Below are 14,954 nucleotides of genomic sequence, written 5' to 3'. Positions count from 1 at the left end.
CAGACGCGGTCGGCGGAGACCACCGCACGGCTGTGGGCGGCCCGAGAAGGTGATGTGTGATGGACAGGAGCACCGGGCACCGGGACAAGGCGACGGTCAAGGCCTTGCTGGACAGCGAAGGCCACACCTATGCCGAGGACGCCGGCATCAAGCTGAAGAACACCCCGCAGCCGCTCTACCAGGCGCTGGTGGCAGCCTGCCTGCTCAGTGCCCGGATCAAGGCGACCGTGGCCACCGACGCGGCGCACGAGCTCTTCGCGGCGGGCATGCGCGACCCGCGCCGGATGCGCGACGCCACCTGGCAGCAGCGGGTCGACGCGCTGGGCAGGGGACACTACCGGCGCTACGACGAGCGGACGGCGACGCAGCTCGGGGACGGGGCGGAGCTGCTTCTCGACCGGTACGGCGGCGACCTGCGCCGGTTGCGGGACGAGGCGGACGGCGACCCGGAGGAGATCCGGCGCGCTCTGCGCCAGGTTCCCGGGCTCGGGCCGGTCGGCGTGGACATCTTCCTGCGGGAGGTGCAGGCGGTCTGGCCGGAGACCGGCCCCTTGTTCGACGACAAGGCCCTGCAGGGCGCCGAGCGGCTCGGCCTTCCGGCTCGGCCGGAGGAGCTGGCGGCCCTGGTGCCCAAGGCCGCCTACGCGGTCTTCGCCGCGGCCCTGGTGCGGGCGGCTCTGGACCGTCACGTGGTCGAAGAGGTCGCCAAGGCCCAGTCCTGAGCGAGGACTCCTAGCGGCGCGCGTCCGGGAGCTTCCCGGCGAGTTCCGTCAAGCTCGCCGCTTCCCAGTTCGCGGGGGTCATGATTCCGGGATAGTGCGCGCGCCCCCTGCGCAGCCAGGAGCCGGTCAGGCCGGCGCGTCGCGCGCCGTCGACGTCCCAGGGATGCACGGCCACGAGCATGGCCTCCATAGGCCGCACGCCGGCCCTGTCCGTGGCATGGAGGTATGCGTCCCGACAGGGCTTCCAGCAGCGCGGCCCCGAGACGTCGAGCAGGGCGTCGAAATGCCCCAGCAGGCCTGCGCTGTCGAGGAGCCGCCGGGTCGTGGCCGCGGAGCCGTTGGTCATCGTCAGCAGTCGGTAGCCGGCGGCGTGCAGCATCCGTACGCCGTCCGGCACATCCGGGTGCACGGTGAGCGCGGCGAATCCTTCGACCAGGTGGTGGGCGGCGGCCTCCGCGTCACCGGTCCAGTTACCCAACCCGGTGAGCAGGACCCGCGCGTTTTCCGTGGCGACATCGGAGAAGTTCGCGTACCCGCCGGCGGCCGTCAGCGCGAAACCGTCGCGCAGGATCCCGGCGAACCAGGTGGGCAGCAGGTCGGCGGACGCGCCGACCTCTGCGAAACGGTCGCCCAGGGGTGTCATGTCGCTGAGCGTTTCATTCACGTCGAAGACGATCACGCTGATGGGGTTCACGGCCACGATGACGACTCCTGAGCGGCGGCTGTTTCGCTGTCTTTCCATCGTGCGACACCGTCGGTGCGCTCGCGGCCTCCGTGCGTGGCCGCCTGGGTGCGGATTGTTCAGCCTGGCATTTCTGGGCAGCACGTATATGAGGTGATAAAGATGGATGAACGTGGGCGTAATGGATCTTCCGCCGTCATGGATGCGATGGCGCATCCCCTCGACACGATGAAGTCCACGGCGCAGCGCCTGCCGGGGGCGGACACGGTCAAGGGGGCCGTCGACAACGTACTGGACACGGTAGGGGTGGTGTCGCCAAGGACGCGGCGAGTGGCCGCTTACACCGGGGCCGGCCTCTTGGGGGTTGCCGGGGTCGTCGAGTAGCCGGTCGCGGCCGCCGGTGCGGCCGCGGTGTGGCTGACGCAGCAGCGGCCGGGCGCGAAGCGGGCCCAAGCGCCGGTGCAGGACCAGGCCCAGGCGCAGGCCGCGCAGGGCGCGCCGGAGATGCAGGACGCGATGATGCCGCCGGAGACGCGGATTCCGTCCGAATCCCACGCGCAGGGGCACATGTCAGCAGCGAAGACGCGCGAGTCCCCCATGGCCGAGAAGGGGCCGGCAGCGATGACCGAACCCTATGAGCTTCCTACTCCCGAGGGCGGGCCGAGCAAGGCCAAGGTCAAGGCGAAGGAAGGCAAGAAGGCGAAGGCCTCCGACACATGAGGCCGCTGGACGGGCTTGGACTACTGATCGGGCTGCCTGCCGCGGGCCTGCGGCTCGCGGCGAGCGCGCCTACAGGCGTCGCGCGCCACGTGGTCCCTCTGGCGGATGCCGGGGCGCGCGCGGCAGTGCGCAGCGCCGTGGCCGCCTCACGCGGGGCAGTGCGGCTGGGGCGGGCCACCCAGCAGGCCGTCACCGCAGGCTCTTGCTGGGTCGGCGACCGTCACCTGCACGTTCCTCTGCGGGCACGCCCCGGCGTGGCCTTGGACCGCCGGCAGGTGGAGGCGGCGGCGAAGAAGGTAGCCCGGTCGCTGGCCGAACACCCCGAGGTGCTGACGGCGTACTGGGACGGCGGCCTCGGATCGCTGGTGGTGCAGCTCGCACAGGACGCGGTGGCCGACACGGTGGCGGCCCGGGCGGCGGAACTGGCCGACGCCCACCAACTGGAGCAACCCGCGGAACCGGACCACGACCATCCCGGCCAGGCCCCGGGGGCTCGCGTCCATGCCGCGGCCCTCGGCTGCGACGTGGCCGGGATCGCCACCGCGACAGCCGCACGGGTACTGCGCCTGACCAGCTCCCCGCGGATGGTGACCGCGGCCGTGACGGCGCTGCGCGAGGACTCCCGACCGCGCGCCTGGCTCCAGCGCAGGCTGGGGACACCGGCCACCGACGTGGTCCTCTCCGCCGCTTACGCCGCCGCCCACGGCTTCGGGCAGTCCCCGACGGCTCTCGTGCTGGACGCGGCCCTGCGCGCAGGTCAGCTCATCGAATCCGTCGCGCGTTCCGCGTTGTTCGAGGTCCACGACCAGCTGTGCGCGCCCGAACGGGAGAGTCTGCCCGTGCCCCGGGTGCGGCGGCCCGGCCTCCACGTGCTGCCGGCGCAGCAGTACGCGGACCAGGCCGTTACCGGAGGGCTTGTGGGTGCGGCTGCGACGCTGGCCTTCACCCGCAACGGCGCCGAGGCCGCCGAGGCGGTGCTCGCCGCCTCGCCGCGGGCCGCACGCTACGGGCCCGTCGCGTTCACCGCCGCCCTGGGCACCGGCCTGGCCCGTCGCAAGGTGCTCGTACGGGACCTGGAAAGGATCCGGCAGCTGGAGCTGGTCGACACGATCGTGCTGCACCACTCCGTGATCAGTGGACGCAAACGCACCCTCCTGGAGGTCACCCCCCGGGGCGACGACTGGGACCACGACCGGCTGTGGCATGCAGCCGCGGCCACGCTCCGGGACCAGGACGAGCAGCCGGCGGACGGTGAATCCGGCTCCGACCGCGAGGTGCGTCTGCGGCCTGCTCCCGGCACCGCCCCCGGCACCCGCACCGGGCAGATGACCGTTCTCGACCAGGACAGCCGTGAGGTGGGTACCGTCTTCGTCGGTAGGGAAGTCGACCCGCTGGCGGAGGCGGTGCTGGACGTGGCCCGCCGGGCCGGCCTGCACGTGGTCGTGGCCGACGACGGGACCCTCGGCGAGTTCGGCGCGCTCGCCGACCAACTCACCCCCGAGGACGTCACCTTGACGGACCTTGTCCGTCAACTTCGGCAGTCCCGGAGGATCGTGCTCACGGTGGCCCGGGTGGCCCCCGGTACCCGGCCCGACGACGACGTGCCCACGGGACTGCTCGGCAGCGACGTGGCCGTGACCGTCGTCGACGGGAGCAGCGCCGTGCTGTGGGCCGCGGACGCGCTCGTCCTGGACGACCTGGCCGGCGTGTGGCGGCTGCTGACCGCCGTGCCGGGTGCCCACGCCGCCGCCCGGCACGCCAAGATCCTGGCCGAGGCCGGAGCTGCCCTGTCGGAACTGATGGTGCTCACCCGCGGCTCGCGGGGACGGAGCGCCGCTTGGCGCGTGGGGCTGCGGCTGAGCCCGGTCAACGCCGCCGCGGCGGCCGCCCTAGTCGACGGCTGGCGCGGCGCCCGGCACGTACTGCGCCCCGACGTCCCGTGGCCCCGGCCGCGCGTGCCCTGGCACGCTCTGGAACCCCAGGAGGTCATCGACCGGCTGCGGGAGACGCAACGGTCGCTGCGGCAGGAGACGACCCGTGCCCGGTCGGCGGCCGGGCGCCTCGGCCAGGCGGTGGCCGCATCACCCGTTGTCGCGCCCCTGCGCCTGACGGGCCGTCTGGCCGGCGCGGTCCGCGCCGAGCTGGACGACCCCCTCACCCCCGTACTCGCCGTCGGGGCCACCGCCTCCGCTCTGCTGGGCTCGGCCGTCGACGCCCTGCTGGTCACCGGCGCGATGGGCGTCAACGCCCTCGTCGGCGGCATCCAGCGCCTCCGCGCCGAACAAGCCCTGGCCTCCCTGGCAGTGAGCCAGCGTCAGCAGGCTCGCCGGGTGGTCGACCCGGACACCGGCGACACGCGCACCGTCGAGGCCGGACGGCTCACCCCAGGGGAGATCATCGACCTCCAGACCGGCGACGTGATCCCCGCCGACGCGCGGCTGCTCGAAGCCGAGGACCTCGAGGTCGATGAGTCCTCCCTGACAGGGGAGTCCCTGCCCACCCTCAAACAAGTGGAGGCCACCCCCCGGGTACCAGTGACCGACCGCGACTGCATGGTCTTCCAGGGCGCCACCGTGGTGGCGGGCCATGGCCGTGCCGTGGTGGTGGACACCGGAGACGACACCGAGGCAGGCCGCGCCGCCCACCTGGCCGCCCGGATGCCGCCCGCGCCCGGAGTCCAGGCCCGCCTGCGTGAACTGACCTCCACCGTGCTGCCCCTCACCCTGGCAGGCGGAGCCGCGGTGACCGGAGTGTCGCTGCTGCGCGGCACCCCGGTGCGGCAAGCCGTCGCCGGAGGGCTGGCCGTCGCCGTCGCAGCCGTGCCCGAAGGGCTGCCGCTCACCGCCACCGTCGCCCAACTGGCCGCCGCCCGCAGGCTGACCGAGCACGGAGTGCTGGTGCGCACCCCGCGCACCCTGGAGGCACTGGGCCGGATGGACACGGTCTGTTTCGACAAGACCGGCACCCTCACCGAGAACCGGCTGCGGGTGGTCCGCACCGCCGCGCCCGACGGCCACGACCATGACTCCGAATCCACTGAAGGCCTCGCAATACTGCGGCAGGCCGCCCGGACCTGCCCCCAAGCCGACGACGACCACGGCGTCCACGCCCACGCCACCGACGGCGCCGTTCTCGAGGCTGCGGGCGACGATCCGGAGTGGACCCCCGGCGACACCCAGCCCTTCCAGGCCACCCGCGGCTACGCCTCGGCCACCGGTCACGACGCGGAGGACACCCCGCTGCTCGTGGTCAAGGGCGCCCCCGAGGTCGTGCTGCCCCTCTGCCCCGACGCCGACGACACGATGGAGACGGCCCGGAGGCTGGCATCGGAGGGCCTGCGCGTCCTGGCTGTCGCGGAACACCGAATGCAGCCGGACCAGTTCGAGAGCGCACTGGAAAGTCCCCTAGAAGAGCATGAGTTGCGGCTCGCCGGCTTCATAGCCCTGGCAGACACGCCCCGTTCCGACGCGGCACCGCTGATCTCAGGCCTCCGGAAGGCCGGCGTGCGGCCGGTGATGCTCACCGGTGACCACCCCGAGACCGCCAAGGCCGTGGCCGTCGCACTGGGCTGGCCCGAAGGCGTCTCGGTCGTCACCGGGGACGAGCTGGCCTCTCGCGACCGCACCGGACGAGCGGAGCTCGTCCGCGACTGCGGCGTCGTCGCCCGCGTCGCCCCCGAGCAGAAGCTCCAGGTCATCGAGGCCCTCAGAGAATCCGAACGCGTCGTGGGCATGGTCGGCGACGGTTCCAACGACGCCGCCGCCATCAGGGCCGCCGACGTCGGCGTCGGCATCGCCGTCCGTGGCTCCGCGGCCGCGCGCAACGCCGCCGACCTCGTCATCGTCAACGACGAACTCTCCGCGCTGATCGAGGCGGTCGCCGAGGGCCGCGCCCTGTGGCACAGCGTCGCCGACGCGCTGACCGTCCTGATCGGCGGCAACGCCGGCGAGATCGGCTTCTCCCTGTTCGGGACCCTGGTCTCCGGTGCGTCCCCGCTGTCCACCCGGCAACTGCTGCTGGTCAACCTGCTCACGGACATGTTCCCGGCCATGGCGGTCGCCGTCACCCCGCAAGGCAGTGCGGACGCCAGCCCTGACGCGGAAGAGGGTGCGGCACGGACCGGCACCGCACCGTTGGGCCTGGGAACCCTGGGCGCGCCCCTGGCCCGGCGGATCCGCCACCGCGGCATCCTCACCGCTCTCGGCGCCGCGGCCGCCTGGCTGGTCGGCACCGTCACCCCTGGCAGCGCCCGGCGTACCAGCACCATGGCGCTGTGCGGCGTGGTCGGTGCCCAGCTGACGCAGACCGTGACCGGCCGCCGTCACAGCCCGATGGTGTGGCTCACGGTGCTCGGTTCCGCCGCCGCGCTCATCGCAATCATCCAGACCCCCGGCGTGAGCCAGTTTTTCGGCTGTACCCCGCTCGGCCCCGTCGCCTGGGCCGGGGTGACCGCAGCCGTCGCCCTCGCCGCCCTCGCGCCGCGCTCACCGGCCGGCAGCTGAGGGTCCGCCGCTCCGTAAGCGCGGCGGGACGCTACGGTGCGAGGCACGGGTGACCGAGGTCGTGGTGCGCTCGGGCCGGGCGGTGGGGGTCCGTACGGCCGACGGCGACACGGTCCCGACACGCCGCGCCGTACTGCCGACGTGTCCGTGCCCACGCTGTACGGGCAGCTGGTCAGCCGGGACGACCTCCCGGACCGCGTCCTGGAGGAACTGCGGCGTTTCCAGTGGGACTTCGTGACCTTCAAGGTGGGCTGGGCCCCGGAGGGCGCGGTGCCGTGGTCGTCTCCTGCTGCAGCGCAGGCGGGCAGCGTGCATCTGGCCGAAGGGGTTGACGCGCTGACGCAGTTCGCCGCCGAGATCGCCATGGGGCAGGTCCCCGAGCGGCCCTTCCTCCTGTTCGGGCAGATGACAACAGCGGACGGCGCACGTTCCCCTTCTGGAACCCAGTCCGCATGGACGTACACCCACCTCTCCCACCGCGTCCGCGGGGACGCGGGCGGGGCGGGCATCACCGGCACCTGGACCCGCACCGACCGGGAACTGATGGCCGACCGGGTCGAAGCGCAGGTCGAACGGTACGCACCGGGCTTTCGTTCACTCGTCGCCGCCCGCCGAGTCCTCGCCCCACCGCAGATCGAAGCGAACGACGCCAACCTCTCTGGCGGTGCCATCAACGGCGGCACCGCGGCGTGCACCAGCAATTGGTCTTCCGTCCCCTCCCCGGTACGGGGCGGCCGGAGACGCCGATCACCGGCCTGCTCCTGGCATCCGCCGGGGCTCATCCGGGCGGCGCGTCCACGGCGCCCCAGGCGCCAACGCGGCTCGTGCCGCGCTGCGTACCCGGTCGCCCAGCCGCCTGCTGAGCGGAGCACAGTGGGCCCTGGCCCGACGGGGCCGGCACTCCACGTAGTCCGCTGAGCGGCTAGCGACGACCTCGCGAGGACCGTCGCTCGGTGCTGGAGCAGGCCACACAGAGCATTGGGGCGCTCCGGCGCGCATCCCGCCTGAGCGCCCCAAAAGGGCCCGATCGTCAGGAGCGGCCGCGGCCGGTGACGAAGTCGCGGGCCCGGTCCACCAGCCCGGCTCCCGGGGCCAGGAGCTTGTTGCCGGGCGGGGTGTCCGGCGCGCTGGGGTGCGGCCGGGTGGGGGCTACCTTTTTGGCCCTGCGCACCTTGTCCCCGAGGTCATTGAGCTGCTCGGGCGTGCAGGCCTGCGCCAGGCTCGGGAAGAGCTGCCGTTCCTCCTCCTGGACGTGCTCGGTCACGTCGGTGATCAGCTTGCCCACCAGCTGGTCGAAGCGGGCGTCGTCGATGTCGACGTCCTCCAGGTCCTTCAGGACCTGCTCCACCTCGGCGTGCTCCTCGATCTCCTTGTCGGCGAGGGCGTCGCCTCCGGGCAGGTGCTCCCGGACGGCCGGGTAGAGGTACATCTCCTCGGCCACCGAGTGCCGCACCAGCTCGATGGTGACCTCGTCCAGCACGTTCCTGCGTTCCTTGTCGCCCGGGGGCAGCGCCCGCAGACGGGCGAAGTACTCCTCCACCTCGCGGTGGTCGGCCGTGAGTTCTGCGATGACGTTTCCGCCGTGTCCCATCACGTGACTCCTTCCGGGTCGGTGTGCGGTCTACGGTCTTCTCCGGAGCGGCTTCCCGATCCAAGGGCGGGCACGCCCCCCTTTGTCAGCCATCCGGATGGCGGTGTTCCGCCCAGGCCGCGGCGGTGACGTCGGGATCGACCAGGACGTCGGCTGCGGTGCAGGCCAGCGCCTGGGCGGCGGCCAGCATCACCTCCCGGGCCCGGGAGGTAACCCCGGCGGCGGCGAACTTCGGGGTGTGGTCGGAACCGTCCGCCCCGGTGATCGCCAGGAACGGATGGATGGTGGGCAGGCTGGTGCTCACCGTGCCGACGTCCGAGGAGCCCAGGTAGACGCCCGGCGTGGGCTCGCCCGCCTGGAGGCCCGCCCGGGCCAGGTGGGCGGTGAAGCGCGAGGACAGGACGGCGCTGTTGCGGAAGTGGTCGTAGCCGGCGTCGACGGTGGTGCTCTCCGCCCGGGTGCCGGTGGCCCGCGCCACCCCCTGCGCGCACTCGGTAAGGGTGTCCGCCAGCTCGTCGCGGGCGGCCGTGGTCGCCCCCCGCAGGCCGAACAGGCCCTCCGCGTAGTCCGGGACGATGTTGGTGGCCTTGCCGCCTTCGGTGACGATGCCCTGCACGTGGGACCCGGAAGGAAGCCGCCGGCCGAGCACCGCCAGGGTGTTGAACAACTGGATCAGCGCGGCGAGCGCGTCGACGCCCTCGGTCGGATTCCCGGTGGGGTGGGCGGCCCGGCCGTGGAAGGCGACCCGCACCTGGGACGAGGCCGTCAGAGGTGCCCACGACCAGCTGTACACGCCGGGGTGGAACATCAAGGCCGCGTCCGCCCCCTCGAAGACCCCCGCCCGCGTCATGGCGACCTTGCCCCCGCCCCGTTCCTCCGCCGGGGTCCCCACCACCAGCAACGACCCGGAAACGGCCGCAAGCGCCTCCCGCAGGGCCAGCCCCGCCCCCAGCCCGGCCGCGGCGATCAGATGGTGGCCACAGGCGTGACCGAGCCCAGGCAGGGCGTCGTACTCCAGCAGCAGCGCCACCCGCGGGCCGTCGCCGTCGCCGGTGCGTGCGACGAAGGACGTGGGCAGCCCGGCCACCCCGCGCTCCACGGAGAAGCCCTCCCGCTCCAGCTGACCAGTCAGCATGCGGGCCGCCCGTACCTCCTCGAAAGACGGCTCAGGATCGCGGTGCAGCGCGAGCGCGACGCCCCACATTGGGGCCGCCCGTGCGGTCAGCTCCTCCGCGACACGTGCGTACAGCTCGTCGAGTTCCTCGGGCATCGGTGGCCTCCCCGGCTGTCTCCGGTTCGCCTACCCGCCGCCGCGGCGGACGACCGTACGGACTCGGCGGGCCCCACCGTTCGTCGCTGTGCGCCCGCATGAGCCGGTGGTGCCGGGGCACGCGCCCATAAAGGAGGGACATATACAGGTATTTCTTATTTGGAAGGAAAGCGCGATGACGAAGAAGCAGAACCCCTCGCACGGCCAGGGCCCCAGCCGGCACAAGGGCGACGACCAGCACGGATGGGCCACGGACGTGGACGCCACGGAGCAGCAGGACAACCCCAGCGGGCACCGCTCCTTCCACCCGGACACCTACGCACCCGGCGGCAGGAACCGCCAGCCGTCCCCCGAGGACATCGAGGCGTCGAAGGAGGGCACGCCGGCCCACGACGTGTCCCGCAGTGGTGAGGAGCGGGCCGGTAAGTCCGGCAAGCGCCAGATCCAGGACACCGGGCCGCGCGGCCCCTCTGGCCGCCCTAGCGGTGCCAAGGACACCTCGCAGTTCAGCGGGGTCGACCCTCAGGAGCCGCAGACCAAGCACCGCGGTCGCTGACCACCGCCGTCCTCCCACGGGGCGTTTCCGCCATCCGGGCGGGGGCAGCCGCTGTTCATGGACCATTCGCACGCGCCGGTCCTGGAGGCGCTGGCCGCCTACCATGCGACCGGTCAGACACCGTTCACCCCACCCGGTCACAAACAGGGCCGGGGCGCCGATCCCCGTGTCCTGGAGGCGCTGGGAGACGCGGTCTTCCGCTCCGACATCCTGGCCACCAGCGGCCTGGACGACCGCACCTCCTCCGGCGGTGTCCTGGAGCGGGCGCAGGCGCTCATGGCGGACGCCGTGGGAGCGGATCACACGTTCTTCTCCACCTGCGGTAGCTCGCTGTCGGTCAAGTCGGCGATGCTCTCGGTCGCCGGACCCCACGAAAGGCTCGTGGTCGGACGGGACGCCCACAAGTCCGTCATCTCGGGGCTGATCCTCTCGGGCCAGGAGCCGATCTGGGTGCGCCCCCAGTGGGACCCCGACCTGCACCTGGCCCATCCGCCGTCCCCGCAGGCGTTCGCCGCGGCCCTGCGCGACCACCCGGACGCCAAGGGCGCCCTGGTCACCAGCCCCACCCCGTACGGGACCTGCGCGGATCTGTGCGCGATCGCCGATGAGTGCCACCGGCAGGGCAAGCCCCTGATCGTCGACGAGGCGTGGGGAGCGCACCTGCCCTTCCACCCCTCGTTGCCGACCTGGGCGATGGACGCCGGAGCGGACGTGTGCGTCACCTCCGTGCACAAGATGGGGTCGGCCCTGGAGCAGACCTCGGTCTTCCACCTCCAAGGGGACCTGATCGACCCCGCCGTACTCAAGGCCCGCGAGGACCTGCTGGGCACCACCAGCCCCTCGGTGCTGCTCTACGCGGCGCTGGACGGCTGGCGCCGGCAGATGGTGGAGCACGGCCACGCCCTCTACGACCGGGCCCTCGCCGTGGCCGAGGCCCTGCGCGGCCAGATGGAAACCCTCGACGGCTTCCACGTGCACGGCCGCGCGGACTTCTGCGCTCCGGGCCGGGCCGCCGATCTGGACCCCCTGCAGGTGATCGTCGACATCTCCGCGCTGGGCACCACGGGATACCGGGCCGCCGACTGGCTGCGCGCCCACCACGGGGTGAACCTCCACGTCAGCGACCACCGCAGGATCAGCGCCCAGCTCACCCACGCCGACAACGAGGACACCACGAAGGTCCTGGTCACCGCCCTGGCAGACCTCGTCGACCACCTGGGCGATCTGCGCCCCGCGGCTCCCGTGCACATTCCGAGCCCAGAGGAACTCACCCTGGAACAGGTCGTCCTGCCCCGCGACGCCTTCTTCGGCGAGACCGAGCAGATCCCGATCGCGAAGGCCGAGGGCAGGATCACCGCCGAAATGCTCACGCCCTACCCGCCCGGCATCCCTGCCGCCCTGCCCGGCGAACGTCTCAACCGGCAAGTGCTGGACTACCTGCGCTCGGGGGTCGAGGCCGGGATGGTCGTCCCGGACGCCGCCGACCAGAAGGTGCGCTCCATCCGAGTCGCGATCGAGAAGTGACGGAGGAACCCGCATGACCTCCCGCAACGAGGACCCGGTCAGCCGCCACCCTCAGCCGGACTTCCCCGCCCAGGACCAACCGCATCCGGGCTGGACGGGGCCGATGGACCCGCCCCCCGACCACGGCGAGACCTCCTACGAAGGCATTGGCCTGCTGGAGGGCAAGGCCGCGGTGATCACCGGCGGCGACTCCGGGATCGGCCGGGCCGTCGCGCTCGCTTTCGCCCGCGAGGGCGCGGACGTGCTCATCACGCACCTGCCCGAGGAGAGGGCCGACGCGGACACCACCGTCGGACTCATCGTGGACGCCGGACGCAAGGGCGTCGCCCTGTCCTGTGACCTCCGCGAGGAGGAGCAGTGCCGCGAGGTGGTCGACCTGGCGCTCACGCAGTTCGGGCGGCTCGACATCCTGGTCAACAACGCCGCGTACCAGATGTCACAGCCGGACGGGATCGGCGCGATCGACACGGAGCAGTTCGACCGGGTGCTCAAGACCAACCTGTACGCGATGTTCTGGTTGTCGAGGATGGCCCTGGAGTACCTCCCGGCCGGCGGTTCGATCATCAACACCAGCTCCGTGCAGGCCTACAAGCCCAGCCCCCATCTGCTGGACTACGCGATGACGAAGGCGGCGATCGTCAACTTCACGCAGGGACTGGCACAGATGGTCGCCTCCAAGGGGATCCGCGTCAACGCGGTGGCCCCGGGACCGGTGTGGACCCCGCTCATCCCGGCGACCCTCCCCGACACCACCGAGTTCGGCAAGCAGTCCCCGCTCGGCCGACCCGCCCAGCCGGCCGAGATGGCCCCGGCCTACGTCTTCCTCGCCTCCCAGCGCGCCAGTTACATCACCGCGGAGGTCGTCAACGCCACGGGCGGCACGCCGCTGCCCTGAGGAGCGGCATGCGTCTCAGACGGCCGGGAAGTCGGTAAATCAACGGCCGAACGCCAGCTTCGACTGAGGAGTACACCGTGTTGATGGCCCACCCCGCCGTCCTGAACGACCTGATCGACCGCTACCAGACGCTTCGCCTGCTGAACCCGAAGGCCCCCGAGGTCCGCCGACGGCTCGACGACGTCTCGTACACGCTGTGCCTGGCCACCGGCACCAGCGACATCGACGCAGCCCTGCTCGCGGCCCGCCTCCACCTGCCTGGCGCCCGCCCCCACGACGACTCCGCCGTCCCGGCCTGACGCAACGCGTCAGCGGCGGCGCGGCTGGGCTTCCGCGTCCTGGCGACATGCGACGCGCGTACGGGGGCCGCGGCCGACATGCCGAACCCCGCGGGCGCGGCGCTAGGTCTTCGGCTGCACCCGGGTTGGCTTCGTTGACTGGGCCGGAGTGACCGCACCGCCGTCGCGGCTCTCGCAGCCCTCGAACCCCGGCCACTCTTTTGTCCGCCGACAGCGCGTCACGCCACCTGGTTCCGCCGTCGGATGCGCTTCCCACCCGCCATCGAGCACGTGGCGGCGCGAAGGGTGACGACCCATGAGGCCGCACCCACTCAGACCAGCGGAGGGGCCTTGGTCAGCGTGGCCGACAGCAGCAGGGTCAGGGTGGCACCTGCAAGGAAGGTCACCAGCAGGGCGCGCGGCCACCGGGCGAAACGCGCCGCGGCCTCCCGCAAGGGGGTGCGGATGCGCATCTGGCGCAGTCGCCGGTCAAGGGCTCGGTCCTCATGGCGGAGCAGTCGCTCGATCCCTTCGAGAGCCGTTCGTTCCCGGACGGTGAGCCGGCGGTCCTCCCTCATCGGCGTCTCCTGGCAGGCATGGGCCGGGCTGCTCCGGCCGTCTGTGCCCGCGTGTACCCCGTGGAGCGGCAAAGACCGGTGCCTTACGGGGATTGACCTGATAAGGCCCACGACGCGCGGGGTGCCGGCCGCGAATCGCGGCCGGCACCCCGTCGTTGCTGCGAGCGAGGGTCAGGTCACCACCGGTACCAGCGGCGGCGCCCGCCTCCCTCGGCGGCCCGGAACACGAAGCCGAGCAGCCACACCACCAGGACGACCAACGCGATCCACCACAAGGCCTTGAGGGCGAACCCCGCCCCGAAGAGGATCAGGGCCAGCAGCAGGACAAGCAGCAAGGGAACCATGTCTTTTACCTCCTGACCCCGCGTGTGCCCCGCTGTCGTGCCAGCATGCTCGGCGGCAGCGCACCGCGCGCTGGCTACGCCGGTACGTCGAGGTCCACGCACGGGGTGTCCAACCCCGTGACGCGGCCAGTGCCCGGCGGGTTGCTCACGGGGCGCTAATTGGGGGGCAACCATCCTTGCGCTGGTCCGTGTTGGTCGAGCGCGCCGCGTGCCGACGTTGCAACAGATGGACGGGCTGACTTCCCGGTGCAGTGAGCCAGTCCCGTTTCTACTCTCATGCTGCTTGGACGCACTGCACATACGTGTTCCTGCATTGCTGCTACATGCCTTGCTCAACCAGCGGACCCGGGACGTAGGTGAAGGCCTTGGCGATGACGTGGGATCCGCCCCGACAGAGATGGCAACGGCGAGCGTGCCAGCAACGCCGGCCGGAGCGATGACCGACAGTTCATCGTCGGCCATCACTGCGAAGGGCGTCTGAGCAGCCGCGAATGTGACGTTCTGCGCTGTGCTCCCGTTTGTTCCGATGACGGTGACCACGGTGCCCCCGAAGGTAGACCCGGACGAGGGTGTCAGGCAGGCCACGGTGGGGGCATCGATGGGCGAAGGCGGGGAAGGCGATGTGATGCTTGACGTACTGGTGGAGTCACGGATGATCGCGGGCTCTGGCACATCGCGTCCAACGCGCGTCCAGGCCGTAGGTCACGTCGCAGTCATGGAAACGGAGTGGCGTGATGCGGACGGTGGGTGTGGAGGAGGAGCTCCTGCTGCTGGACGCGGAGTCCGGGGAGCCGCGGGCGCTGTCGGCGGCGGTGCTGGCGTCGGCGCGCCGTGACCCCGACGCGACCGGTGAGGTGTTTGAGGCGGAACTGCAGCGTCAGCAGTTGGAGTTCGCGACTCGTCCGCAGGCGCGGATGGAGGATCTGGCGGCGGAGGTCGTGCGGTGGCGTGCGGAGGCGGCCCGCCACGCGGAGCAGTCCGGTGGCGCGGTCGCGGCGCTGGCGACCTCGCCGCTGCCGGTGAGCCCGTCGCTGAGCACGGGGGAGCGGTACGGGTGGCTGCGTGAACGTTACGGGCTGACCGCGGCTGAGCAGCTGACGTGCGGCTGCCACATCCATGTGTCGGTGGAGTCCGACGAGGAGGGCGTGGCGGTCCTGGACCGGATCCGCGGCTGGCTGCCGGTGCTGCTGGCGCTCAGCGGGAACTCGCCGTTCTGGCAGGGCCGGGACAGCGGGTACGCGAGCTACCGCAGCCGGGTGTGGGGCAGGTGGCCGTCGGCCGGGCCGGTGGAG

Annotated in this window: 13 protein-coding genes and 2 pseudogenes; 9 read left to right on the top strand and 6 right to left on the bottom strand. The window is 72.1% G+C overall.

Translation table 11 applies throughout. The features are described 5' to 3' along the window. The first annotated feature begins 59 nt into the window (after window positions 1-59). The gene (locus tag CHF15_RS40400; protein ID WP_089228931.1) at window positions 60-722 is read left to right on the top strand and encodes an HhH-GDP family DNA glycosylase; all 663 of its coding nucleotides are present in this window, start codon (window positions 60-62) and stop codon (window positions 720-722) included. A 10-nt stretch (window positions 723-732) separates the two neighbouring features. On the opposite strand, the gene CHF15_RS40395 is transcribed toward CHF15_RS40400, so the two are convergent. Continuing rightward, window positions 733-1,422, bottom strand: a complete 690-nt coding sequence (locus CHF15_RS40395) for a haloacid dehalogenase type II (protein WP_245939319.1) — start codon at window positions 1,420-1,422, stop codon at window positions 733-735. 393 nt (window positions 1,423-1,815) lie between these two features. Here CHF15_RS40395 and CHF15_RS40385 point away from each other — a divergent pair, with 393 nt between their 5' ends. The 3 genes and pseudogenes from CHF15_RS40385 to CHF15_RS46205 all read left to right on the top strand — a co-directional run. Next, window positions 1,816-2,124: a hypothetical protein gene (locus tag CHF15_RS40385; RefSeq protein WP_089228929.1), complete on the top strand. Its 309-nt coding sequence runs from the start codon at window positions 1,816-1,818 to the stop codon at window positions 2,122-2,124. Further along, window positions 2,121-6,626: a cation-translocating P-type ATPase gene (locus tag CHF15_RS40380; protein WP_089228928.1), complete on the top strand. Its 4,506-nt coding sequence runs from the start codon at window positions 2,121-2,123 to the stop codon at window positions 6,624-6,626. Before CHF15_RS40385 ends, CHF15_RS40380 begins: the two co-directional genes overlap by 4 nt. 10 nt (window positions 6,627-6,636) lie before the next feature. Further along, window positions 6,637-7,536, top strand: a pseudogene (locus CHF15_RS46205) (phytoene desaturase family protein); the annotation flags it as partial. 120 nt (window positions 7,537-7,656) lie between these two features. Here the strand turns inward: CHF15_RS46205 and CHF15_RS40370 are convergent. Together CHF15_RS40370 and CHF15_RS40365 are read right to left on the bottom strand one after the other, a co-directional pair. After that, window positions 7,657-8,217: a hemerythrin domain-containing protein gene (locus CHF15_RS40370; protein WP_089228927.1), complete on the bottom strand. Its 561-nt coding sequence runs from the start codon at window positions 8,215-8,217 to the stop codon at window positions 7,657-7,659. 85 nt (window positions 8,218-8,302) lie between these two features. Then, entirely contained in the window at window positions 8,303-9,487 is a 1,185-nt protein-coding gene (locus CHF15_RS40365; protein ID WP_089228926.1) for an amidohydrolase, read from the bottom strand. Window positions 9,488-9,662: 175 nt separating this feature from the next. Between CHF15_RS40365 and CHF15_RS40360 the strand changes: the two genes are divergently transcribed. The 4 genes from CHF15_RS40360 (at window position 9,663) to CHF15_RS40345 (ending at window position 12,761) form a co-directional block, all read left to right on the top strand. Beyond that, window positions 9,663-10,043 carry a hypothetical protein gene (locus tag CHF15_RS40360; RefSeq protein WP_089228925.1) on the top strand — a complete coding sequence of 127 codons (381 nt, stop codon included), beginning with the start codon at window positions 9,663-9,665 and terminating at the stop codon, window positions 10,041-10,043. A gap of 57 nt (window positions 10,044-10,100) precedes the next feature. Further along, on the top strand, window positions 10,101-11,567 hold the full coding sequence (locus tag CHF15_RS40355; protein WP_089228924.1) for an aminotransferase class I/II-fold pyridoxal phosphate-dependent enzyme: 1,467 nt from the start codon (window positions 10,101-10,103) through the stop codon (window positions 11,565-11,567). Window positions 11,568-11,580: 13 nt separating this feature from the next. Then, window positions 11,581-12,462, top strand: a complete 882-nt coding sequence (locus tag CHF15_RS40350; RefSeq protein WP_089228923.1) for an SDR family oxidoreductase — start codon at window positions 11,581-11,583, stop codon at window positions 12,460-12,462. Between the two features lie 77 nt (window positions 12,463-12,539). Then, window positions 12,540-12,761, top strand: coding sequence for a DUF5133 domain-containing protein (locus CHF15_RS40345; protein ID WP_089228922.1), 222 nt, complete (start codon window positions 12,540-12,542; stop codon window positions 12,759-12,761). 311 nt (window positions 12,762-13,072) lie between these two features. Here the strand turns inward: CHF15_RS40345 and CHF15_RS40340 are convergent, their stop codons facing one another. The 3 genes and pseudogenes from CHF15_RS40340 to CHF15_RS46855 form a co-directional block, all read right to left on the bottom strand. Further along, entirely contained in the window at window positions 13,073-13,318 is a 246-nt protein-coding gene (locus CHF15_RS40340) for a DUF3040 domain-containing protein (RefSeq protein ID WP_089228921.1), read from the bottom strand. Between the two features lie 176 nt (window positions 13,319-13,494). Continuing rightward, window positions 13,495-13,662 (bottom strand): hydrophobic protein, encoded by a 168-nt coding sequence (locus CHF15_RS46200; protein ID WP_245939318.1) that lies wholly within the window; start codon window positions 13,660-13,662, stop codon window positions 13,495-13,497. Between the two features lie 384 nt (window positions 13,663-14,046). Beyond that, window positions 14,047-14,247, bottom strand: a pseudogene (locus CHF15_RS46855) (IPT/TIG domain-containing protein); the annotation flags it as partial. Window positions 14,248-14,396: 149 nt separating this feature from the next. On the opposite strand from CHF15_RS46855, the gene CHF15_RS40330 reads away from it, so the two are divergent. Next, window positions 14,397-14,954, top strand: a 558-nt coding sequence (locus CHF15_RS40330) for a YbdK family carboxylate-amine ligase (RefSeq protein WP_143681745.1), incomplete at its 3' end; no start/stop codon positions are given.

The organism is Actinacidiphila glaucinigra (assembly GCF_900188405.1).
GTDB classification, from domain to species: Bacteria; Actinomycetota; Actinomycetes; order Streptomycetales; family Streptomycetaceae; genus Actinacidiphila; species Actinacidiphila glaucinigra.
This window is presented reverse-complemented; position numbering and strand designations above follow the sequence as displayed.